Origin of the sequence: Cohnella pontilimi (assembly GCF_005049045.1) — a bacterium.
In the GTDB taxonomy this organism is placed as follows: domain Bacteria; phylum Bacillota; class Bacilli; order Paenibacillales; family Paenibacillaceae; genus Cohnella; species Cohnella pontilimi.
In genome coordinates this window covers 1-17695 of sequence record NZ_SUPK01000014.1, presented here as the reverse complement: position 1 = coordinate 17695, position 17695 = coordinate 1, and the positions used below count along the sequence as shown (strand labels likewise).

The window sequence follows — 17695 nt, the reverse complement described above, 5'->3', positions numbered from 1 at the left end:
TCTTCTTCAAGCTCTACATCTTCTTTCGCGAAAGATATAATCCCATCAGCAGCGAACCGAACAATAGCGCCAATGCGTTAAGCAGCATGCCGCGTCCTCCCGGATCGAGCACATAGTAGCGGTAACTGCCTTCGGGATTCATCCGGAAGTTGATTCCGAGAAATAACACCAGGAACAACGCGGGCGTAAAATTGGCCAGCCGGATCTCCAGAAGCCGATGGCGCTCCTGTTGATTCGTCAACTGCGCTTTGCGCATGTCGTCGATCAGCTCTTTTAGGTTTTGCGACACGTTGTTTCCTTCCGACAGCGCCACCTTCAAAATGCTGCCGAAATAATCGGCCCAAACATGACCGAACGCCAAGGTAAACCGGCGGATGCTCTCCTCGTCGTCACCGCTCACCGAAAGTGCGCGGTAAAGCTGATCGAAGACGGCGTGCACTTCTCCGGGCAGGCGCCGCTCCTCCACCGTTTTTTGCAGTGCAGTTCGGACATGCCGGCAGCCCGTGACCAAATAGCATTGATAGAACAATTCCACGGCAGGCAAAAACTCAAGCCGGGTCGCCATTTGGCGACTGACCAGCCGCATCCGCAAAATCAGATAGGGAAAGCTGCCCAGCATGACCGCCAACAACGCTGCCGATCGCACCGACTGAAACAGCAGGGCGCCTGCTGCCAAACCGGTCATCGCGAGAAAAACGGACCCGGAGACGAACGAGCCGGTACGGATCTTCCATCGGACGGCGGCAAGAAGATCCTCCATGTGATCGTACGGCCGCCTGAACCGCGTTCCGCGTAATAATGCAGCCCGGCTCCAGTCCCAAGACTTCCGGGCGGAAAGCCTCCGTTTCCTGCCCCACCTGGACCACGCCGCCTCCAAACCGAGTCGGAAACTGCCGTACAAAAGAAAAAATAATAGCGCGCACAATGCGGCGAGGCTTCCCGTCAGCAAGCCGCGATCCCTCCCCGTCCGTACAGCCACTCGAAGCTGTCGGGATCCATCCGGCGGATACGGTCCGACGACTTGGCGGAGAAGGGCTCGGGATACACCCATCGGTCCCCGGCTTCGTCGTAGCGGGCAAGATCCCGCAATTTGATTTCCCCGTTCTCCCAATAAAATTCGCCGACCCGTACCAGCTTCCGTACGCCGCCGATCAACCGCATCTCGAATCCGATTTGCGTGACATGCTCGGCAATCCGTCGGGCAAGCCGAACCGGATTCATGCCCCTGCCGTCCAGCAGACACATATCCGCAATCGCATCCGGCACATCCTCCAGCGCACTGACGTGCACCGAGGTGATGCTGCCTTCATGCCCGCGCGTACAAGCCCGCACATAAATATTGGCGTCTTCATCGCGAATCTCGGCATGACAGATGCGCTGGGGCGACTGTCGAAGCGCCAGCTTGAAAGCCTGCCTCGGCCCGTGTGCCGGGTCCTCTTCGTCGGCCTCGTATTCGATCACGTTTTTATTCGGAAAGTCCCGGGCAAGCATCAGTTCATGACGGGTTTCGATGGTGACGATTCTTTCCTCGTCCGGCATCTCCGCGATCAACGCTTTGATCAAATGCGTTTTGCCGGTATTGGTCGCTCCGATGACGACCATGTTGAACCGGCTTCGCACGACGGCCAGAAGCAGCCGGCGCAATGGCTGGTCAATCGTCCGGTATTCCGGCCGGCATAACGTATCGAGATCGAACCGCCGCACGGTGTAAAAACGTATGGTGAGCGTCGGCTGGGCTGTAAACCCGAATCCGGTCATCGTCACCCTGGAGCCGTCGAGCAGCAGCACTTCCGCCCACCGCTTTCGGGGGTTGATCCGGTCATTGTTGAATAGCACGAGATTTTGCTGGATGCGTTCCACTTGACTGACATCCTGAAACCGGTAGGGAGACGGGACCGCCCGGCCGTCCCTGACTTCGAAGATCCGGGTGCCCACCACCTGCACTTCCTCGAGACCTTCCCGGCTGCGAAGCACGAGCTCGAGCACATTCATGCCGATCACTTCCGCGAACAAAGCTTCGGCCAGCGTCCCGTAGGGAAGCCCTCCCACCGATACGTGCTGAAGCCTTTTCTTGATGATCCAGTCGGATATGACGGCGAGAAGCTCGGCCCGCTCCTGCGGAAATCCGATGACCGCCCGGTTCAGCTTCTCGGCGTACCGGCGGCGTTCTTCCTCGCTCCATCCGCGGGGAGCGGCCAACATATGACGGGCTTCCTCGGTTAACGCGAGCAACGGCGAAGAATCACTGCTGCCCGAGCCCTCCCGTTCGGGCGATTCCCCGTCCCGGTGATGTACCTGCAAGTCGGCTGCATAAGCGGTGGTCGAAAATTTGCCGCTTGCGCCGCTCATCTGCGCCCCCGCCGATGACCAAACAGCTTGCGCAGCCATGGCGGTTCCGTGCGCCGTATCCTTTCGACCCAATCCAATTGCTGCAGCAGCGGCCCAGCCACCGCGTCGAACCTGGCCGCATTCCGTTCCTCGGCAGCCAGCCACTCATCCAGACGTCCGCTGTCCAGCTGTAAGTGAACGCTTTCGAGCAGATTCAACTCCGTAAAGGAGTGACAGCCGGTCTCTTTTCTGATTTCTTTCATCCCGAATCCCCCCGTTCCTCGGTGAGCTCCTTGAAGCAGGACGAGCCGAAAATCATTGGGCGTAAGTCCGAACATCGCACCGACCTGCCCCGTCCAGCGCTGTACGTCCTCTTGAAAATGACTCAAATATCCCGTCGTGACCAAAAATCGTTCGTCCGCTTCCCTCATCGCGCACACGGTGGCCGCGTTATCCCAATAAGCGCTGACGTCTGCGATGGTGAGGTCGAAGGCTTGGCGGGAGGCTTCCAGCAGCCGGAGTAAATCGTCCGGCTCATAATATTCCGCCTGCTCCCGGGCTAAATTGCCGAACAGGATCTGCAGGGTCCCAAGCCTAGGCGAACGGTAAGCGTATTGCAGCAGCTTGTCCCCCGTCATCGTCCCTGCCCGAAGCTCGGGGCGAACGCCGTCGAGCGTCACCTCCGGTTTGTCGATGCCGAGGTATAGATGGGTTTTGGCGCTTTTCAAGTTGAGGCATAAATACCCGACCTTGCGGCCCGTTACGGAGGCGATCCGGTAAGCCGTTCCGAATGCTGTAAGCGTCGTACCGATATTCGGCGTAGACCCGGCAAAAGCCACAAGTTGTCCCGTCATCGGTCTCCCTCCCCGGAGCTGCTGCCGAATGCGGCGGCATCATGGGCGATGACCAGCTTGGCTTTACCCGACTTGCATGCGCCGTCGATCGCCAGCCACTGCTCCTCCGTCAAGTTCAGGTTGATCGCGTCGATCGTTCCGTTGGCATCCCTCCGGGACGCGTACATGTTTTCTTTGTCCCCGCTGGCCATCGACAGTAAGTTCGGATTTTTGGGATTGTCTATTTCTAGGTTGGCGGCCGTCTTGACGCCGGATACGACGACCGATTCGGGAAACATCCGTCGAGAGGGCGTCGCTTCGTCCGACAAGTACAGCACGGCTTGATCGCCGGCCCGGATTCCATTGGACACCGATTTCACATACTCCCTCGGAATTTGAAAGGTTGCTTGTCCTTTGCCGGGCAGCAGGCGGAACCGGTCGAGCTTCCAGCGAAGCAGCGGCTCGCCCGCGCCCAGCGGAGCGGACGCCTCCAGGCCGACGGCCTCTTCGGGCAAAACCAGCATATCCTTCGTCACCGCTCCTCTAGGCAAAGGCCGCAGCTCCAATTGAGCGCGGGACAGGGTGGAACCTGCCTGCACAAATTGCCGCGGAACGACAACATCGACCGTTTCTTGCAGTCTTACCTGCCTTAATTGCAGCAAATATACCGCATACACGAGCAACGCGGACAGCGCTGCGGCCGTTAAGCTCAGCACGATCTGTCTCGTTCGGTTCATGCCAATCCCCCGTTTCCAGAAAATAAAAAAACGCAGGCCGGAGAGTGTCTCCATGGCCTGCGTGCTTCGCAGTAAATTTTTGACTATTCACTTGGTAAGGCTCACTATATCAAAACATTTGCCGGGTGTAAAGACATTTTTATGCATGATTTTACCAAAATCGATCAGCCGCGCACGAACGGATTGTCTCTCCGCTCTTCTCCGATCGTCGTATCCGGCCCGTGCCCCGGAAGAACGATCACGTCGTCGGGAAGCACGTACAGCTTTTCGCGAATCGAACGGGTCAGCTGATCCGAGCTGCCGCCGGGCAAGTCGGTACGTCCCACGGACCGCCGGAACAACGCATCTCCCGCGAACAGCAGGTCGCCGCACAAGAAGCCGACGCTGCCGGGCGAATGGCCCGGCGTATGCAGCACGCGGAACGTTTGTCCGAGCAGTTGAAGTTCATCACCGTCCGAAAGCAGCCGGTCTGGAGCTCGGCCTGCAATCGGAGGAGTGGCCTCCGGCCAACGCAAGGAACCGTTCTTCGCGGCGTCACTCAGCCAGTCTTTCTCAGCCGAGTGCAGATAAACCGGGCACCCGAACCGTTCCCGAACCTTTTCCACCCCGCCGATATGATCGAAGTGCGCATGCGTGATCAGAACGGCTTCCACCTCAAATTGCTCCAACCGGCGAAGCAGCGAGGAATCCGGGGTGCCGGGGTCGATGACGATCGCGCGGGTTCTCTCCGCATTCGTCACCAGATAAGCGTTGGTTTGCAGTGCGCCAAGAGGAAACGTCTGAAAGGTCAGCATCCGGCCCTCACACCCGCTCCAAAATATCCCGCAGCTCTTGCAGAATCAACGCCTGATAAGCGGTGTCTTCCCCATACCGGCGCATGATCTCTTGCCTCGCCGCGGCGAGTTTCTCCTGATAGTCGGGCGCGTCGCGGTCCGGATTTTGCTGTTTGAATTCGACCATCGGTTCTTGGATGTACTTCGGCCGAGGGCCCCATTTGGCAAGAATGGCTCCGCCCGTGTCCGCGATTAACACGATAGGAATGGACCGTCCGCCGAGCGTCAAATGCTCGTCCATGAGATCCAGATGCTCTTCCATGATCAAAATTTGCGTGGGGATGCCCGCTGCTTCCATCGCGCGAAGCACGACCGGCACATTGCGCACCACGTCGCCGCACCAGTCGGCAGCCAGAATGAGGCAGCGAAGGTCGTCCCGATTGTTCAGCGATTCGAAAAAGTCGTAAAGTCCGCTGTCGTTCCATTCAAATTTGTCGTACCAGGAGGCAAACGCCTCTTTGTTTTTGGTCATCTCTTCCTTGAATTTCAAAGGCGCGATCCCATGATCCAGCTTATGGGCAACACTCTGGCTCATATGCTCTCCCCCGCTCAGTTTCAATTTTACATACGAATATTGTACCAAAAGGCGCTAGACCGGCTCAAATATGCGGGTTAGAACTTTTTGCGGTTCCGACGCACGAGAATGAGCAGCAGATAAGCAACAATCAGCACGATGGCAGCCGGAATGATGAATTTCGTATACGGCGCCGCCGCTTTGCCGATGTCCTGCCATTTGTCGCCCAGTGTCCAGCCGAGCCAAACGAAAAGGATCGACCAAGGAATTGAGGCGATCAGCGTCAGCAACGTATATGTCGTCAGGTTCATTCTGGCCATGCCGGCCGGAATCGAGATCACTTGACGCATAACCGGTACGAAACGGGCCGTAAACACGATGACCGGTCCGTGCTTCTCAAACCATTTTTCCGCGATATCGACGTGTTTCGGTTTAAGGTGAAGGAACTTTCCGTATTTCAGAATGAACGGCCGGCCGCCATAGCGGCCGATGGCATACAGCAGCCATTGCTGGAGCAAAGCGCCGATCGAGCCGCAAATCACCATGAAAATAAAAGAGCTCCAAGTGTCCTGTTTGGAAACGAGATAGCCGCCGTATCCCAACACAATTTCGCTCGGAATGACCTCAATGGCCAAACCGATAATGACTCCGAAATACCCCAGGCTTTCTACCCACTGCAACAGCTGTGCCAGCCAGTCGTGAATCGCGCTCATCCCCAAAATACCCGCTTTCCTGTCTAATCTACGTCTTGTCTATTCTAGCACAGCGCTTGAATGCAGTTCCATAACACTGCAGGGCGGAGCGGTTCGGAAATCGGCGGGGCCGGAAGCGATGCCCTCGGGGCTTGTCATGCGGGGACGAACTCTCGCATAAACTCCGATAGAGGACAAAGTTGAGGAGGAATAAACGGCATGAGCAAAATTGTATTGATCAACCGCAAAAAGATGCAGGCCTATGCCCTTTTAGCGGTGGCGGTCATTCTGGCCGGGGCTTACATCGGCTGGCAAAACGCGAAGCCCGCATCGTCAGCTCCCGTGTTCGCGGCAACGAACGGGAAGCCGCGCGTCATTGAGTTGGTCACGGGCGAGTTCAAATCGATGGCGGACAACGGGCAGCAATTGGAGTCGTATCGCTGGGATCCGGGCACGGTCATTTTACGTAAGGGCGAAACGGTAGAGCTGCGGATCAATGGCGTTAACGGCCAGTCGCATCCCTTCGTGATCGAAGGGCTGAATATTTCCGGCAAGGTGGTAAAAGGGAAAACGACGACCGTGACGTTCACGCCCATGCAAGCCGGCATCTACCCGATCGTCTGCCAAACGCACGACGTGCCGAAAAACGGCGGACCGATGGTCGGATATCTCGTGGTCCAGTAAGTTTAGGTGAGTGCGTTTAGCCTGTTGCAATACGCTGCCATGGTACGCTCACAAAAGCTGCAGCTCTATTCCGCCAAATTGCAGCATCGACTTCGCATTCTAATTTTCCGGAATTATACTTTGCCAAATTGGAGAGCTGTTTGCCTCCCGTATGCCTCGGAATAACGGCTGTAAGTTGGTGAAATGACGTTGCAGCAAGTATCGGCACTCCAATCGCCTCTGTTATTTTGCGAATTGCATTTACAGCAAATGCTTACGGACATTCAATCGAATGGCCCCGATAAAATCGGGGCTATTTTCAATTTGCGGGGCATCGTTGTGGAAAACATGGTGGGAATGTGCTTGGATAGATGCTCTCTGCTACTTGTTTGGGAATACATGGCGCGAATTCGTTGGGATAGATGCTCTCTGCTACTTGTTTGGGAATACATGGCGCGAATTCGTTGGGATAGATGCTCTCTGCTACTTATTTTCGAATACTTGGTGGGAACGTGCTGGGATAGATGCTCTCTGCTGCTTATTTTGGAATACATGACGGGTCAACGCACGCGGTCTTACGGTGTCCCTGCCGCTTCAGTCCGCATAAGGTATGGCTAGAGAGGTGGGTGAAACGGTATGAATTTCGGCCAGCAAAAACATACGGTCCCCCTTCCGTCCCCCCGGGGCATCCGCCGGGCGTGCGCAAACGAGCTGTACCGGACATTGAAACGACTGAAAACTCACGTGCCGGAAGCGTTAGTGAAAGAGGCGGAACAATTGTATTACAAACGTGTGATCGGACATTTGGTGTGGATCACGGAAAATAAGAGCAACCGGAAAGCATTGGCGGATTGGTGGGAAGAGGCTGTTTGCGATGAGATCGCGGCTTTGTGGAACGTGGACAGGAACCTTCTGTCCTCGGCGTTCCGGGAAGCCTTCGGAGGATGAACGACCGGCGCGAAAAAGCTCTTACTCCCCGCGGACGGCGGAGCAAGAGCCTTTTGGCGTGACTTCGGATCAGCCGATAATGACAAGCGTTTCGACACCGGGCGAGAAGATTCGGGTACGGAACAAAACGCCGTTGCGATCGAACACCCGCAGCGTCAGCCTCGCGCTCCTCACCGGCTGAACGTTGCGGAAGCGAACGACGCCGAACGAATCGAAAAAGGCGGTTTCGATGATAACATCATCTTGAGACAGCGTGGCAAAAAATCCTGTCGTGTTAAACGGCACACCGGAAGACTGAACCCACACGACCGTTAACGTGCTGAAAAACGGCTTCTGCCTGCTGCGTGACCGCGATCTGTCCGACCGGTTTCTGGAACGGTTTCTGGAACGGTTGGTGGAACCGGAAGATGCATTGCCTCGGCTTGAAGATCTTTCAGGCTCGGGTACGGCTCGGCCCGGCGAAACCCGGATTGGACTGGAGTCGCCGCGCGGCGGCGCGGGACGCTCAACAGCCATGAGATCACTCCTCTGCTTCTTTTCCATTAGCGTATGTGACCTCATGGCCGCCCTTTACGGACAACCTCCCACCCATGCGTCCAATTTACCGGTTTGGAGCGTCCAGCTTTTCCAACAGCTGCTTCGCCTGCGTTTTCCATTGTTCGTCTGACCCGTCGATCAACGGTTTCAAGAGCTGCCGTGCCTTGTCCTCGCGGCCGAGCCTGTGATAGGCTTGCGCGGCATAGTATAAGGCCGGCGAGGTCATGCCGAACTGCTTCCCGTTCGCCGGGTGATCCATTGCTTTCACCTGGCGCACGAGCAGCCGATAGCGTTCGTAGAACGATACGGCCGCTTGGGCCGCGCGGCGGGCCTCGTCCGGCCGGCCCGCGAAATCGAGCGTTTCGGCCAGCTGCGCCATGCCGGCAACGGCCGCGGTCTGGCTGTCGCGGTTGTACCGCGCCAGCTGCAGCGCTTCGCGCAAGCGGGATTCCGCTTGCGCGGCATGGCCCAGCTCGGCTTCCGCCAAGCCGAGCTGCAAGAGCAGCGGCCCGGACTGCGGTTCATACCGCAGCCCGGCCGCCAGCACGCTCTCCCGCTCCTCTGCCTCCGGCAGGAGCGGGGCGAGCGCCAAGCGAATCCGGCTCCATGCCGGATTCGCCTCCAGTGCCGCGCGCAGCTGTGCTTCGCGCGCGTCGGGCATCGCCGCCGTGTCTGCGGCGGCGGCGGCGCGAACGGCGGCCAGGCTGTGCCAGGCCGCCCAGCAGGCGCACAGCGATGCGCCGAGCAGCAGCGCGGCGGCGGCCTGGCCGCCGGCCGCGCCCCATCGGGCGTTCGCCGGTGCAGCCCCATTGCCGCCGCCCTCCCTGCCGTCGGCGGCAAACAACGCGATCCATGCGAGCAGAAGCAGCCACATCCATCCGTAGGACAAATCAAAATCGACCGCCGCGTGAAGCAGCAGCACCGCTGCCGGCGCCAATGCCCGACGGTTCGTTCGCCACAGCTTCCAGACGAACAGACCGATCATGGCGGCGAAGACGGCGAAACCCAGCAGCCCGGTGTCGAGCAGCACGTCCAAATAACCGCTGTGCACTTCGCCGCCGACATACGGCTCGCTCTGGTAAAACTCGAACAATGATCTCCAGCTTTTTCCACCGTGTCCGAACCAAGGCGCATCTTGGAACATTCGCCACCCGTCCCGGTAGAACAACAATCGGGATGCCGCGGTGCCGTAATGGCCGGAAATTCTTGCGCCTGACATGCCAGCGCCGACGGACCACACGAGCGCCAGAACGCCTGCCGCCGCAACCAAGGCGCCGGCAAGCCAATATGCCCGGCCGGCCGGATTTTCCTTCTTTTGCGACAGCCCATACCAAATCGCATACAAACCCGCGGCGCCGGCGATGAAGCAGCCTGCGGTCAACCACCCGCCAGCGGGAGAAGTCTGCCAAGCGCCGGCATACGCCAAAGCCGCACCGGCCGCGGTTATTCCAGCCGCTGCTAATATCCGGCTGCGTTCACGCCAGCCGCGAGCAAATCCAACCGCCATCGCCAAACCTGCCGCCAAGGCCGCCCAAGAGCCTCGCGATTCCGTGAGCAGCAACGCCGCCGCATAAGGGATAGCCGTGAGCGATGCACATATCGCGCCGGGCTTTCCGTCCCTTGCCCAAAGCTGCAGCTGCCTCACCAAGAAGAAAGCAAGCACGGCCCCGTACGCGTTCGGATATTGGAAAAATCCCGCCAATCTCGCGCCGGTCGCCGAAAGCTCCGGATCGTCGAAACGAAGCACGATATCGGGAAAAGGCCAAACGCCGAACCAGCCCAGCCAGCCGCCCGCAAGCACGAACAACCCGGCCGCCTGCACCGCCGCTTCTCCCGATGCGCGGTTGTCCGGCTTGTTCCACCAAACGAGCAGCAGCGCCAGCCAACCGGCGTAACTCGTCCATCGCATCATCGCATCCGCGGTTCCTTTCACGGATGCGGGGCCGGCAAGATAGACGATCCCGTAGCAAGCCGCGATGGCCAAGGGCAGCACGGCCATTAGCGGTATGCCTTGCTGCCGCAGCTTCCCCGTTCCCGGCAGCCGCAGCAGCGCCGATATCGCGAGCACCGCCCCTGCTCCAAGCAGCACCAATTCAACCGGGTAGAAATCCGTCTCAAAAAACAGACCGTACCGCCAAGCCGCCCATGCCAACAAGGCGGTAACGGCGGCAGTCCCCGCCGCGATTCGAATCCCGTTTTGATCAAGACGCATGTCGTTTCTCCTCTTTCAATGTCCCGCGCTCTGCTCAAAAAGCCAAAAGCGGCAGATCCGTCTTCCGGACCTGCCGCTTAAGTCCTGCGATTTTATTCTCCGAAACGGTTCTTCTCTTCCCTCTCTTGACGGATCTGCACGTTCCGTTCCACCTGCTGCCGGAGGATCAAGGCCCGAAGGGGGCGCAGCATTTCAGGGTCGAGCACGGTCATTTTGGCCCCGCACACCATCTGATCATCCGACCGGTTCCGCCGTACGATCTCCAGCTCGCAGTCGAATCCGATGCCGATTTCCACTTTCGCCTTCATTCTCGAAGTCCGAAGGAGCTCCGGATGAACCGGCGCTTGGAACGCGATGCCTGAGACGCTGATGTCGCGCACCTGAATCTCGAGCGGATCGTCCAGCGTGCGTTCCTGACCTTCATCGTCGAGCCAAAGATCGATATGTACGCTGCCTTCAACATTCACACGGGGATGCTCCCGTTTTTCTTCAAAACGTTTCTGAATCTGCGGAGGTTGAATGAGCGCAATGGCGCCTTGGTATTTCGCAAAAACAGTGGATGGAAACGTCTGGATGCCTGCCGGAGAGTAAACCGTGAGTTTGACCGTTTCGCCAAGATCGAACACATGGAATTCCGGAAGCTCGACTTCGAACAGCTCCCCTTCCACATGGGTCATGACGCCGGTAGATACGAAGTTTTGCTTTTCTACCACCGTGCGGCAATGCAGTAAAACGTTAAGCGGCAGCGTATCGCTGTACACCGTGCCGGACAGACCCGATTTTTCCCGCCATCCCGCCATGATCGAACACCCCGCCCTTTGCGTTTGGAATCCATAAATATTGAAAAGAAAAAGGCCCTTCCCTATGGAAGCAGCCCGCGGCGCCTTCTATTCCCTGAAGGAAAGGTTCGGCGGCCAGGCTGTCATGGTTCGGAAACGAACGTTAGACCCTTTAGCTTTGCGTCCTTGCTTTTCAGCAAGTTTGCCGGTTCGACCAAATCGGTATCACAACTAGTCTTATTTTATCATACCTGACAGATATTCGTCACACTTTTTTCACGAGGTGTCCTATTTTCCCCGTTAACGTGCTAAAATCATCCGGTTGCGGCCTTCATGCTTGGCCTTGTACAGAGCCGTATCGGCACGAGAGAACAACTCCCGCAAATACTGTTTCGGATCATCGAACGCCAATTCCTCGCCGTCTTCCGAGACGATGCCCATGCTGATCGTGACGTGTACTTCATCCGCCCCGGCCGTTACAGAGTTCTCATTGATGGCGATCATCATGCGGGCGGCCAGCGACTCGGCTTGTTCCCGGTTGGTGTGCGGCAAATAGATCGTGAATTCTTCTCCTCCGTAACGGGCGAGAATATCGGTCCGGCGAAGCTTGGACCGGACGATGTCCGCCGTGCTGCGAAGCACTTCGTCTCCGACGAGGTGACCGTATTGGTCGTTGATCATCTTAAAGTGATCGATATCAAAAAGAAAGACCGAGAACGGTATCTTGTACCGCATGTTCAGCAGTAACTCGTGCTCCAGCTGCTGCATGAGGTAGCGCCGGTTGTAGCAGCCGGTCAAGGGATCCGTGATGGCCATCTGTTCCAGCTTCTGATTCAACCGGAACAGCTCTTCCTGGATGGTGACGAGCTCCAGATTTCTTTCATGAAGCGCTTCATTTTTACGGTTCATCTCGTCTACCAGCTTGCGCAGCTCCGTCACATCGTGGAACGTAATGACCCGTCCGAGCAGCGATTTATGATTGTCCAGCACGGGAGAAATCTGAATAGACACATGGCGGCTGTTCTCCGGAAGCGTAATTTCAGTCTGCAGCCGGTCCAGCGGGTGGTGGCGGTACTGATACAGAAACTCGTAGACTTCGCCTTGCGTTTGCAGAGGAGACAGGAACTTTTCCATCTCGAACATTTCGCCTTTGGCGGACTTGACGAACGGAAGGGCTCCGCGGTTCATCTCCAGCACTTTGCCGCTCTCGTCGACCACGATAATGCCCGTCGTCATATGCTCGAATATATCCCGCTGCGCCATACTGATCAGATCGAAGGCTCCGTAACGATAGATGGCCAGCACAAAACAGCAATCGGACAAAAGGATGCCCAGCGACATTAAACCCGGCACGACCGGCAGCCAGGGAGCCAGCAGCACGTTGATCAGCATGTCCGTCACACTGAACCCCGTAAGCACGAAAATACCGACGACGGCGGTCGCCAGCTGCTTGCGCTGGTTAAGCGAATGGACGGTTTTCAGGGATTGGAACATGATGAGCAGCGAGGAAAAGAAATACACGAACTGCGTGATGACAAGCACCCAATAGAGCGTGCCGTAAGAACGGTTCGCATACGTGCCGTCAATCGGCGACATAAAGAGGTGGGCCGGATTCCAAATGACGAAAGCCGCGCAAACGAGAGCCGGCACCAAATAGACAAACGCTCTGCGCCGGTTCAGCTGCTCCGCCCGACCGGTAAGAAACAGCACGAAAACAAGCCAGCCCGGACCCAGCAGCGAAACCGCTATAAAAGCCAGCTTAACGTAAGCCAACTGATATTCCGGGTCACCTGTGGTGCTGATGGAAAATTGACCGAACGGCCATAGCATCATGATGAAATGAAACGCCAAATAAGCTTTATGCATGACCGTAATACGGTTAATAGCCAGTACGCCAACGAACAGAACGAACAAAGCGACGAACAGAAGCAGGTCAGGCCACACAAGTGCCAACGGCTTTCACCTTTTCCCTCTTGGGAATCTTGTTAGCGGTTACATGGACAGGATTCAGACCATTGTACCATAACGCGGGAACTACTGACAATACAAGATTAACTTCCCTTGACATTCCTTGAAAGATCGACACACGCAAAGCGGGACGATCATCCTTTTTTTTCTAAGTCGTTCGATTCATTTTCGGCCATTCTCTCTCCATATAAGGGGACACAGACAGGAAGTCCCTCAATCTTTCATATTCGGCCCGCGTTTCGGACCGGTTTTCTTGTCGTCCTTTCACCGCTCGGATCATCAGGTTTTTGGGCGTATGCTCCAAATCGATGAATTCCAGCATCTGCGTCCGGTATCCGGCCGTCTCCAGCAAATTGGCCCGCAATGCATCCGTCACCAACGCCGCGAATCTCTCTTTCAAAATGCCGTGCTTGAGCAAAGGCTTCAGAATCGGCTGGGATATTTGGCGGAACAACTCGTGCTGGCAGCAAGGAACGGACAGGATGACCGACGCGTCCCACCGGATCGCTTTGAGCAGAGCGGCGTCCGTGGCCGTATCGCATGCGTGCAGGGTGACCATCATGTCGACTTGCGTTTGACCTTCATATTCCGCGATATCACCGACGTAAAATTTCAGATTGTGCCATGCCAAATCTTCCGCGATTCGGGAACACTCCTCGATGACGTCGGCTTTCAGGTCCAATCCGATGATGTTGACAGGCAGTCCTTCGCGTACCGCCAACATATGGTAGAGGGCGAACGTCAAATAAGACTTGCCGCTCCCGAAATCGACCACGGTCAGCGGGCGGCCGCGGGGGAGATCGGGCAGCACGTCGGCCACCATTTCGAGAAATCGGTTGATTTGCCGGAACTTATCGTGCTTGGCTTTAACGACCCGGCCTTCCGGTGTCATGACGCCGAGTCGGATCAGGAAAGGAACCGGCTCGCCCTCGGGCAGCACATACGACTTCACCCGGTTGTGGGACGCCGCCGGCTCGCGTGTCTTCGCGGTAGGATCGTGACGAATCATCGTGACCGCGCCTTTTTTGTTCGCCAGCAGCTGCACGTCGGCCTGCCGGGTTTTGATCAATGCTTGCCGGTATTCGCCCATCAGCGCGGTCAACCGTTCGGCCGCCGCTTGTTCCGGCACATTCTCGTGGAAAGCCTTGTTGTCTTGCAAGCGTTCCAATTGAAAATGAAGCCCGTTTTTGAGCTTCAATGGACGGACCGACGTTTTGCGGGCTATGGTTTCCTTATTCCTCGGCTGACTGAATGTCGCCTGAAGCAAGCTGCCGCCGGCCACCGCTTCCGCGATGAACCGGCGCCAGTCCATTTCGTCTTTGTTGCTTGGCATTAAGCTCTGTTCCCCTCATTCTTCTCAATAAATGCCACGATTTCATCGGCCAGGCGGGACGGGTCCTCCATCATGCTCATATGTCCCGTTCCCGGAAGCGTAACCGCCTTAATATGGTCGCCAGATACCGGAAATCTCCGGTCGGGCGGAATCACTTCATCATGCTCTCCGGCCAGCAGCAGAACCGGCAGCTTCGTGTCGCGAAGCACATGCGTCCGGTCCGGACGTTCGCGCATGCCGAGCGCGCAGCCGATGGCCCCTTGTGCGGTGGCCGAGTAGCCGATTTCTTTGGCCGCGGTCACTTTATGTTCCATAGCCGTCCGGTTCGCCGGCGCAAACAGCTTCGGAATGAGTCCGTCCACCACCGCGGCCACGCCTTCGGTTTTCACACGTTCCGCCGTCTGGAGACGGCCTTCCTTCGCCGTGTCCGTATCCGCCAAGGGCGTGGAATGGATCAGGCCGAATCCGAGCAGGCGATCGGGATATTTTTCGGCCAGCGCCAAGGTCGAATACCCGCTTAAAGAATGTCCGAATACATAGGCTTTCGGAATCTCATACCGGTTAAGCAAAGCCAGCGTGTCCTCCGCGAGCTGCTCCATCGTATATACCCCTTCCGTCGCCGGAGAGGACGCATGTCCGCGCACGTCGGCCATGATGACGCGGTATTGGGACACCAGCGCCGGAAACACGTCATGCCAGTACCTGCGGCTGCCCAAATAACCATGAAGAAGCACGACCGGAATGCCGGTTCCCTTTTGTTCAAAGCCTGGGAGAAAGGCGGAGCTTGATTGCTGGTTAGTCATGTTCGACACATCCTTTGAGACAAGTTTAAGGCCGCCAAGCGCGCTCGATCGCCGCCGTTATGTCCCCTGCCATGTTCATGACACGGAAGAGCGAAGTACTTTGAAGCGTCCAATAGGGCTTCGGGCTTGTCGCATTCACGATGCCGGCGACGCTGAACGCGCCGACCGGCGGAAATTTTTTGCCGATGGACCTGGCGGGAATGAGTGGAGACGCGGCCACGAGATAAGACCCTACCGACTCCGGGCGACCGAGACAAGCGTCCAATGCTAGTATTTTACCCGTTTCCGGCAGCGTCGGAATCACATCGGGCAGTTGATCGGCGTCGCAGGGTCTCTCCAGCGTGCCGATGACTTTCGCAAACCCCGCCTCTTTTAACAACGTGCCGACCCACGGTCCCAGGCAGTCTCCCGAAGATCGGTCAGTTCCGATACACAAAAAAGTCATTTCCTCCAGCGGATAACGCGAGGCCAAGTGCTCCATAAACTTCGCCAGTCCCGCCGCGTCGACGAGTACCGCGTTCCGCTCCCACGGCTGAGCCATCGTACGGTTTCTCCTGTCACTCCGAATCGTGTTTCGTTACTTCTCAGGTTACCACGCGCATACGGGCAAAGCCAAATCGGATGTGCTACAATAAACAGGATCATGAGACGGGAGGAAGATCGGCATGGATTTGTCCCAACCGACGCAAGCCAATGTAGAATTTATAATCGAAGCGATCAAAACGAAACTGCGCATGGCCACAGGAGCCGCGATGCAGGCTTCCAGCTTTGATACCAGCCGTTATGAAGATTTGAAGGATATTTACGATCTGGTGTCCTCTAAAGATCGTTTCAGCGTCAGCGAAGTCGAAGCAATCGTGTCCGAGCTGGGACGCCTTCGCGCATAACATAATAGCCAAAGAAGAAAAAACCGCGAACCTGCTCAGTTTTCGCGTTTTTTTCCATCTTTGGCCTTATCCTAAATATAAAATCTACAATAAAGAATTAAAAATCGAAAAAAAAACGCCGCAGTCCGGGCCGCAGCGGTTTTGACCTATGCGAATGAAGGTTTTCTATCGTTGACCTTGCCACTGATGACTTTCACGTATTCTTTATCGGTCCCATCTACTGAAGGCCCAACGTAGACCCCATTAGATTTACGATCTACCCATCGAACTTCACTCTTTCCTACTGTTCCCAATCGACGCCCGCTCAGTGATCCGATACGGCCCGTTACTTTTCCTGAACGTTTGCTCATCTCGAATCCCCTCCCACCAAATGTCTAACGGTCAACAGCAGTTCGTCATTGATCTCAACAATCTTTGCTAGATCGTGTTTTGTCATAGCGCCGGTACCCGAAATATGTACGGAGAGTACATGGTCTGTGCCTAAAGGATAGCACAGGACGTATACCTCGGCAATCTCTCGACGCTTAAAAAATGACCACTCACCACTGTTAAATGCATCAAGAACCAAGATTCGCTGGTCGCCGTCCTTCTTACCATCATTCTCGCGGAGGTGAAAGCTCCTGCCTCTGCCTACGTTACCGCCGACCTGTCCAATGGTCTCTTCGTCGAGCTTCTTCCAGATAGCAGCTCCGGTAATCCGATAATCTGGTGCCAAAAAGGAATTCCGGATTGCCTCAGCATATGCCGAATACCGTTCGGAAGGGTCAGCGACGGTTACATTGCGAATGTATTCCCAAAAGAAGTGCAGGATGCTTTGCTTTTGCTTGAGCAGGTGATTTGGATCCACGAATAGCTTCTCCGCCTCAATGGCTGACATAATCTCACCACAGGCCACATCAACTGCGGCAGGGTATTTCCCATCATCCCGCTGACCGTAACTAAGAAGCGTAAGTCCGGCTAAATCCGAGAGCAAATGGAATTCGGAAACGATCGTGCCTTTGAGCAAATCGTCCCTATCTGGAAGTTCTCTTGGGATGATTGCAAACACTCGGCGTCTCCCAAGCCTTCCCCAAAACAAACCCATTTCAAACACTGTATTGTCGCGTGTGATAAAAACGGGTTTCTTTCGGATCAAGGCAACATCGTCGGCAGCGAAGATGAATACTGCAAAGTCGTTCGCCATGAGTTCACGTTCAAGCGCCTCCATGGTGTAATCGTTTGCCTCAAATGCGCCGGCGTACCAAGGATTCACTTGTACATGACGCTCAAGCTGAGCGGCCACCGCTCGGGCATAGTGGATTGCTTCGCGGGAGCAGCCGATGAAAACGTTTGGCTTTCTGGTCATTGTCGTCAAACCACCGTTCTCCTTTGAGGGCTTCCTATTCTCCCATAATATTAAGTATACAGGCTCTCCCATAGTTGGGGTAGTCTGTTTAAACCGGCGGAATTCTTTCTGAGCGAAGGGTATGGCGGTAAAAGTATAAAAAACCTCGAAAACTCGCACATGAACTGCACCCCGTCAAGTAGACAGTATAAAAACAAAAACTCTGGCACCGGCCATTTCCTTATGGTTGGTGCCATTTTTTATGCTGCTGAACTAAGCAGGTATTGCCTGTATTCCAGTGGGG

19 protein-coding genes and 1 riboswitch are annotated in these 17695 nt (G+C 56.2%); of the genes, 3 read left to right on the top strand and 16 right to left on the bottom strand.

Annotated elements, in window-relative coordinates:
- Positions 1 to 13: 13 nt before the first annotated feature.
- From E5161_RS20225 to uptA, 7 genes are all read right to left on the bottom strand, one after another.
- The gene (locus E5161_RS20225; protein WP_246042474.1) at positions 14 to 949 is read right to left on the bottom strand and encodes a type II secretion system F family protein; all 936 of its coding nucleotides are present in this window, start codon (positions 947 to 949) and stop codon (positions 14 to 16) included.
- Positions 943 to 2349: an ATPase, T2SS/T4P/T4SS family gene (locus E5161_RS20220; RefSeq protein WP_136779691.1), complete on the bottom strand. Its 1407-nt coding sequence runs from the start codon at positions 2347 to 2349 to the stop codon at positions 943 to 945. The genes E5161_RS20225 and E5161_RS20220 overlap by 7 nt, the downstream gene beginning before the upstream one ends.
- Positions 2346 to 3182 (bottom strand): CpaE/TadZ family protein, encoded by an 837-nt coding sequence (locus E5161_RS20215; protein ID WP_136779690.1) that lies wholly within the window; start codon positions 3180 to 3182, stop codon positions 2346 to 2348. The genes E5161_RS20220 and E5161_RS20215 overlap by 4 nt, the downstream gene beginning before the upstream one ends.
- On the bottom strand, positions 3179 to 3898 hold the full coding sequence (locus E5161_RS20210; protein WP_136779689.1) for an SAF domain-containing protein: 720 nt from the start codon (positions 3896 to 3898) through the stop codon (positions 3179 to 3181). Before E5161_RS20210 ends, E5161_RS20215 begins: the two co-directional genes overlap by 4 nt.
- Positions 3899 to 4062: 164 nt before the next feature.
- Positions 4063 to 4692 carry an MBL fold metallo-hydrolase gene (locus tag E5161_RS20205; RefSeq protein WP_136779688.1) on the bottom strand — a complete coding sequence of 210 codons (630 nt, stop codon included), beginning with the start codon at positions 4690 to 4692 and terminating at the stop codon, positions 4063 to 4065.
- A gap of 7 nt (positions 4693 to 4699) precedes the next feature.
- The gene (locus tag E5161_RS20200; protein ID WP_136779687.1) at positions 4700 to 5266 is read right to left on the bottom strand and encodes a thioredoxin family protein; all 567 of its coding nucleotides are present in this window, start codon (positions 5264 to 5266) and stop codon (positions 4700 to 4702) included.
- Between the two features lie 77 nt (positions 5267 to 5343).
- Positions 5344 to 5958: an undecaprenyl phosphate transporter UptA gene (uptA, locus tag E5161_RS20195; RefSeq protein WP_136779686.1), complete on the bottom strand. Its 615-nt coding sequence runs from the start codon at positions 5956 to 5958 to the stop codon at positions 5344 to 5346.
- Between the two features lie 198 nt (positions 5959 to 6156).
- Between uptA and E5161_RS20190 the strand changes: the two genes are divergently transcribed.
- Positions 6157 to 6621 carry a cupredoxin domain-containing protein gene (locus E5161_RS20190; RefSeq protein ID WP_136779685.1) on the top strand — a complete coding sequence of 155 codons (465 nt, stop codon included), beginning with the start codon at positions 6157 to 6159 and terminating at the stop codon, positions 6619 to 6621.
- Positions 6622 to 7236: 615 nt separating this feature from the next.
- Positions 7237 to 7548 (top strand): dehydrogenase, encoded by a 312-nt coding sequence (locus E5161_RS20185; RefSeq protein WP_136779684.1) that lies wholly within the window; start codon positions 7237 to 7239, stop codon positions 7546 to 7548.
- A 69-nt stretch (positions 7549 to 7617) separates the two neighbouring features.
- On the opposite strand, the gene E5161_RS20180 is transcribed toward E5161_RS20185, so the two are convergent.
- The 7 genes from E5161_RS20180 to yyaC all read right to left on the bottom strand — a co-directional run bounded on the left by E5161_RS20180 (position 7618) and on the right by yyaC (position 15721).
- A complete protein-coding gene (locus E5161_RS20180; RefSeq protein WP_136779683.1) occupies positions 7618 to 8064 on the bottom strand; it encodes a hypothetical protein in 447 nt (148 codons plus the stop codon).
- 85 nt (positions 8065 to 8149) lie between these two features.
- The gene (locus E5161_RS20175) at positions 8150 to 10297 is read right to left on the bottom strand and encodes an O-antigen ligase family protein (RefSeq protein ID WP_136779682.1); all 2148 of its coding nucleotides are present in this window, start codon (positions 10295 to 10297) and stop codon (positions 8150 to 8152) included.
- Positions 10298 to 10389: 92 nt separating this feature from the next.
- Positions 10390 to 11097, bottom strand: coding sequence for a PilZ domain-containing protein (locus E5161_RS20170; protein WP_136779681.1), 708 nt, complete (start codon positions 11095 to 11097; stop codon positions 10390 to 10392).
- A gap of 106 nt (positions 11098 to 11203) precedes the next feature.
- A riboswitch (cyclic di-GMP riboswitch) is annotated at positions 11204 to 11293 on the bottom strand.
- A gap of 83 nt (positions 11294 to 11376) precedes the next feature.
- Positions 11377 to 13020 carry a histidine kinase N-terminal 7TM domain-containing diguanylate cyclase gene (locus E5161_RS20165; RefSeq protein ID WP_246042480.1) on the bottom strand — a complete coding sequence of 548 codons (1644 nt, stop codon included), beginning with the start codon at positions 13018 to 13020 and terminating at the stop codon, positions 11377 to 11379.
- A 172-nt stretch (positions 13021 to 13192) separates the two neighbouring features.
- A complete protein-coding gene (locus tag E5161_RS20160; RefSeq protein ID WP_246042471.1) occupies positions 13193 to 14377 on the bottom strand; it encodes a class I SAM-dependent methyltransferase in 1185 nt (394 codons plus the stop codon).
- Positions 14377 to 15180, bottom strand: coding sequence for an alpha/beta fold hydrolase (locus E5161_RS20155; RefSeq protein ID WP_136779680.1), 804 nt, complete (start codon positions 15178 to 15180; stop codon positions 14377 to 14379). The genes E5161_RS20160 and E5161_RS20155 overlap by 1 nt, the downstream gene beginning before the upstream one ends.
- 25 nt (positions 15181 to 15205) lie before the next feature.
- Entirely contained in the window at positions 15206 to 15721 is a 516-nt protein-coding gene (yyaC, locus tag E5161_RS20150) for a spore protease YyaC (protein WP_136779679.1), read from the bottom strand.
- Between the two features lie 124 nt (positions 15722 to 15845).
- On the opposite strand from yyaC, the gene E5161_RS20145 reads away from it, so the two are divergent.
- Positions 15846 to 16067 carry a DUF1128 domain-containing protein gene (locus E5161_RS20145; RefSeq protein WP_136779678.1) on the top strand — a complete coding sequence of 74 codons (222 nt, stop codon included), beginning with the start codon at positions 15846 to 15848 and terminating at the stop codon, positions 16065 to 16067.
- Between the two features lie 146 nt (positions 16068 to 16213).
- On the opposite strand, the gene E5161_RS20140 is transcribed toward E5161_RS20145, so the two are convergent.
- Complete coding sequence (locus tag E5161_RS20140) at positions 16214 to 16417, bottom strand: hypothetical protein (protein ID WP_136779677.1); 204 nt, start codon at positions 16415 to 16417, stop codon at positions 16214 to 16216.
- Positions 16414 to 17412: a TIR domain-containing protein gene (locus E5161_RS20135; RefSeq protein ID WP_136779712.1), complete on the bottom strand. Its 999-nt coding sequence runs from the start codon at positions 17410 to 17412 to the stop codon at positions 16414 to 16416. The genes E5161_RS20140 and E5161_RS20135 overlap by 4 nt, the downstream gene beginning before the upstream one ends.
- Positions 17413 to 17695 lie beyond the last annotated feature (283 nt).

Excerpts from the sequence above, each read along its gene's own strand:
- E5161_RS20220 (WP_136779691.1), bottom strand. The coding sequence starts at position 2,349 with ATGAGCGGCGCAAGCGGCAAATTTTCGACCACCGCTTATGCAGCCGAC.
- E5161_RS20215 (WP_136779690.1), bottom strand. The coding sequence starts at position 3,182 with ATGACGGGACAACTTGTGGCTTTTGCCGGGTCTACGCCGAATATCGGT.
- E5161_RS20210 (WP_136779689.1), bottom strand. The coding sequence starts at position 3,898 with ATGAACCGAACGAGACAGATCGTGCTGAGCTTAACGGCCGCAGCGCTG.
- E5161_RS20205 (WP_136779688.1), bottom strand. The coding sequence starts at position 4,692 with ATGCTGACCTTTCAGACGTTTCCTCTTGGCGCACTGCAAACCAACGCT.
- E5161_RS20200 (WP_136779687.1), bottom strand. The coding sequence starts at position 5,266 with ATGAGCCAGAGTGTTGCCCATAAGCTGGATCATGGGATCGCGCCTTTG.
- uptA (WP_136779686.1), bottom strand. The coding sequence starts at position 5,958 with ATGAGCGCGATTCACGACTGGCTGGCACAGCTGTTGCAGTGGGTAGAA.
- E5161_RS20190 (WP_136779685.1), top strand. The coding sequence starts at position 6,157 with ATGAGCAAAATTGTATTGATCAACCGCAAAAAGATGCAGGCCTATGCC.
- E5161_RS20185 (WP_136779684.1), top strand. The coding sequence starts at position 7,237 with ATGAATTTCGGCCAGCAAAAACATACGGTCCCCCTTCCGTCCCCCCGG.
- E5161_RS20180 (WP_136779683.1), bottom strand. The coding sequence starts at position 8,064 with ATGGCTGTTGAGCGTCCCGCGCCGCCGCGCGGCGACTCCAGTCCAATC.
- E5161_RS20175 (WP_136779682.1), bottom strand. The coding sequence starts at position 10,297 with ATGCGTCTTGATCAAAACGGGATTCGAATCGCGGCGGGGACTGCCGCC.
- E5161_RS20170 (WP_136779681.1), bottom strand. The coding sequence starts at position 11,097 with ATGGCGGGATGGCGGGAAAAATCGGGTCTGTCCGGCACGGTGTACAGC.
- E5161_RS20160 (WP_246042471.1), bottom strand. The coding sequence starts at position 14,377 with ATGCCAAGCAACAAAGACGAAATGGACTGGCGCCGGTTCATCGCGGAA.
- E5161_RS20155 (WP_136779680.1), bottom strand. The coding sequence starts at position 15,180 with ATGACTAACCAGCAATCAAGCTCCGCCTTTCTCCCAGGCTTTGAACAA.
- yyaC (WP_136779679.1), bottom strand. The coding sequence starts at position 15,721 with ATGGCTCAGCCGTGGGAGCGGAACGCGGTACTCGTCGACGCGGCGGGA.
- E5161_RS20145 (WP_136779678.1), top strand. The coding sequence starts at position 15,846 with ATGGATTTGTCCCAACCGACGCAAGCCAATGTAGAATTTATAATCGAA.
- E5161_RS20140 (WP_136779677.1), bottom strand. The coding sequence starts at position 16,417 with ATGAGCAAACGTTCAGGAAAAGTAACGGGCCGTATCGGATCACTGAGC.
- E5161_RS20135 (WP_136779712.1), bottom strand. The coding sequence starts at position 17,412 with ATGACCAGAAAGCCAAACGTTTTCATCGGCTGCTCCCGCGAAGCAATC.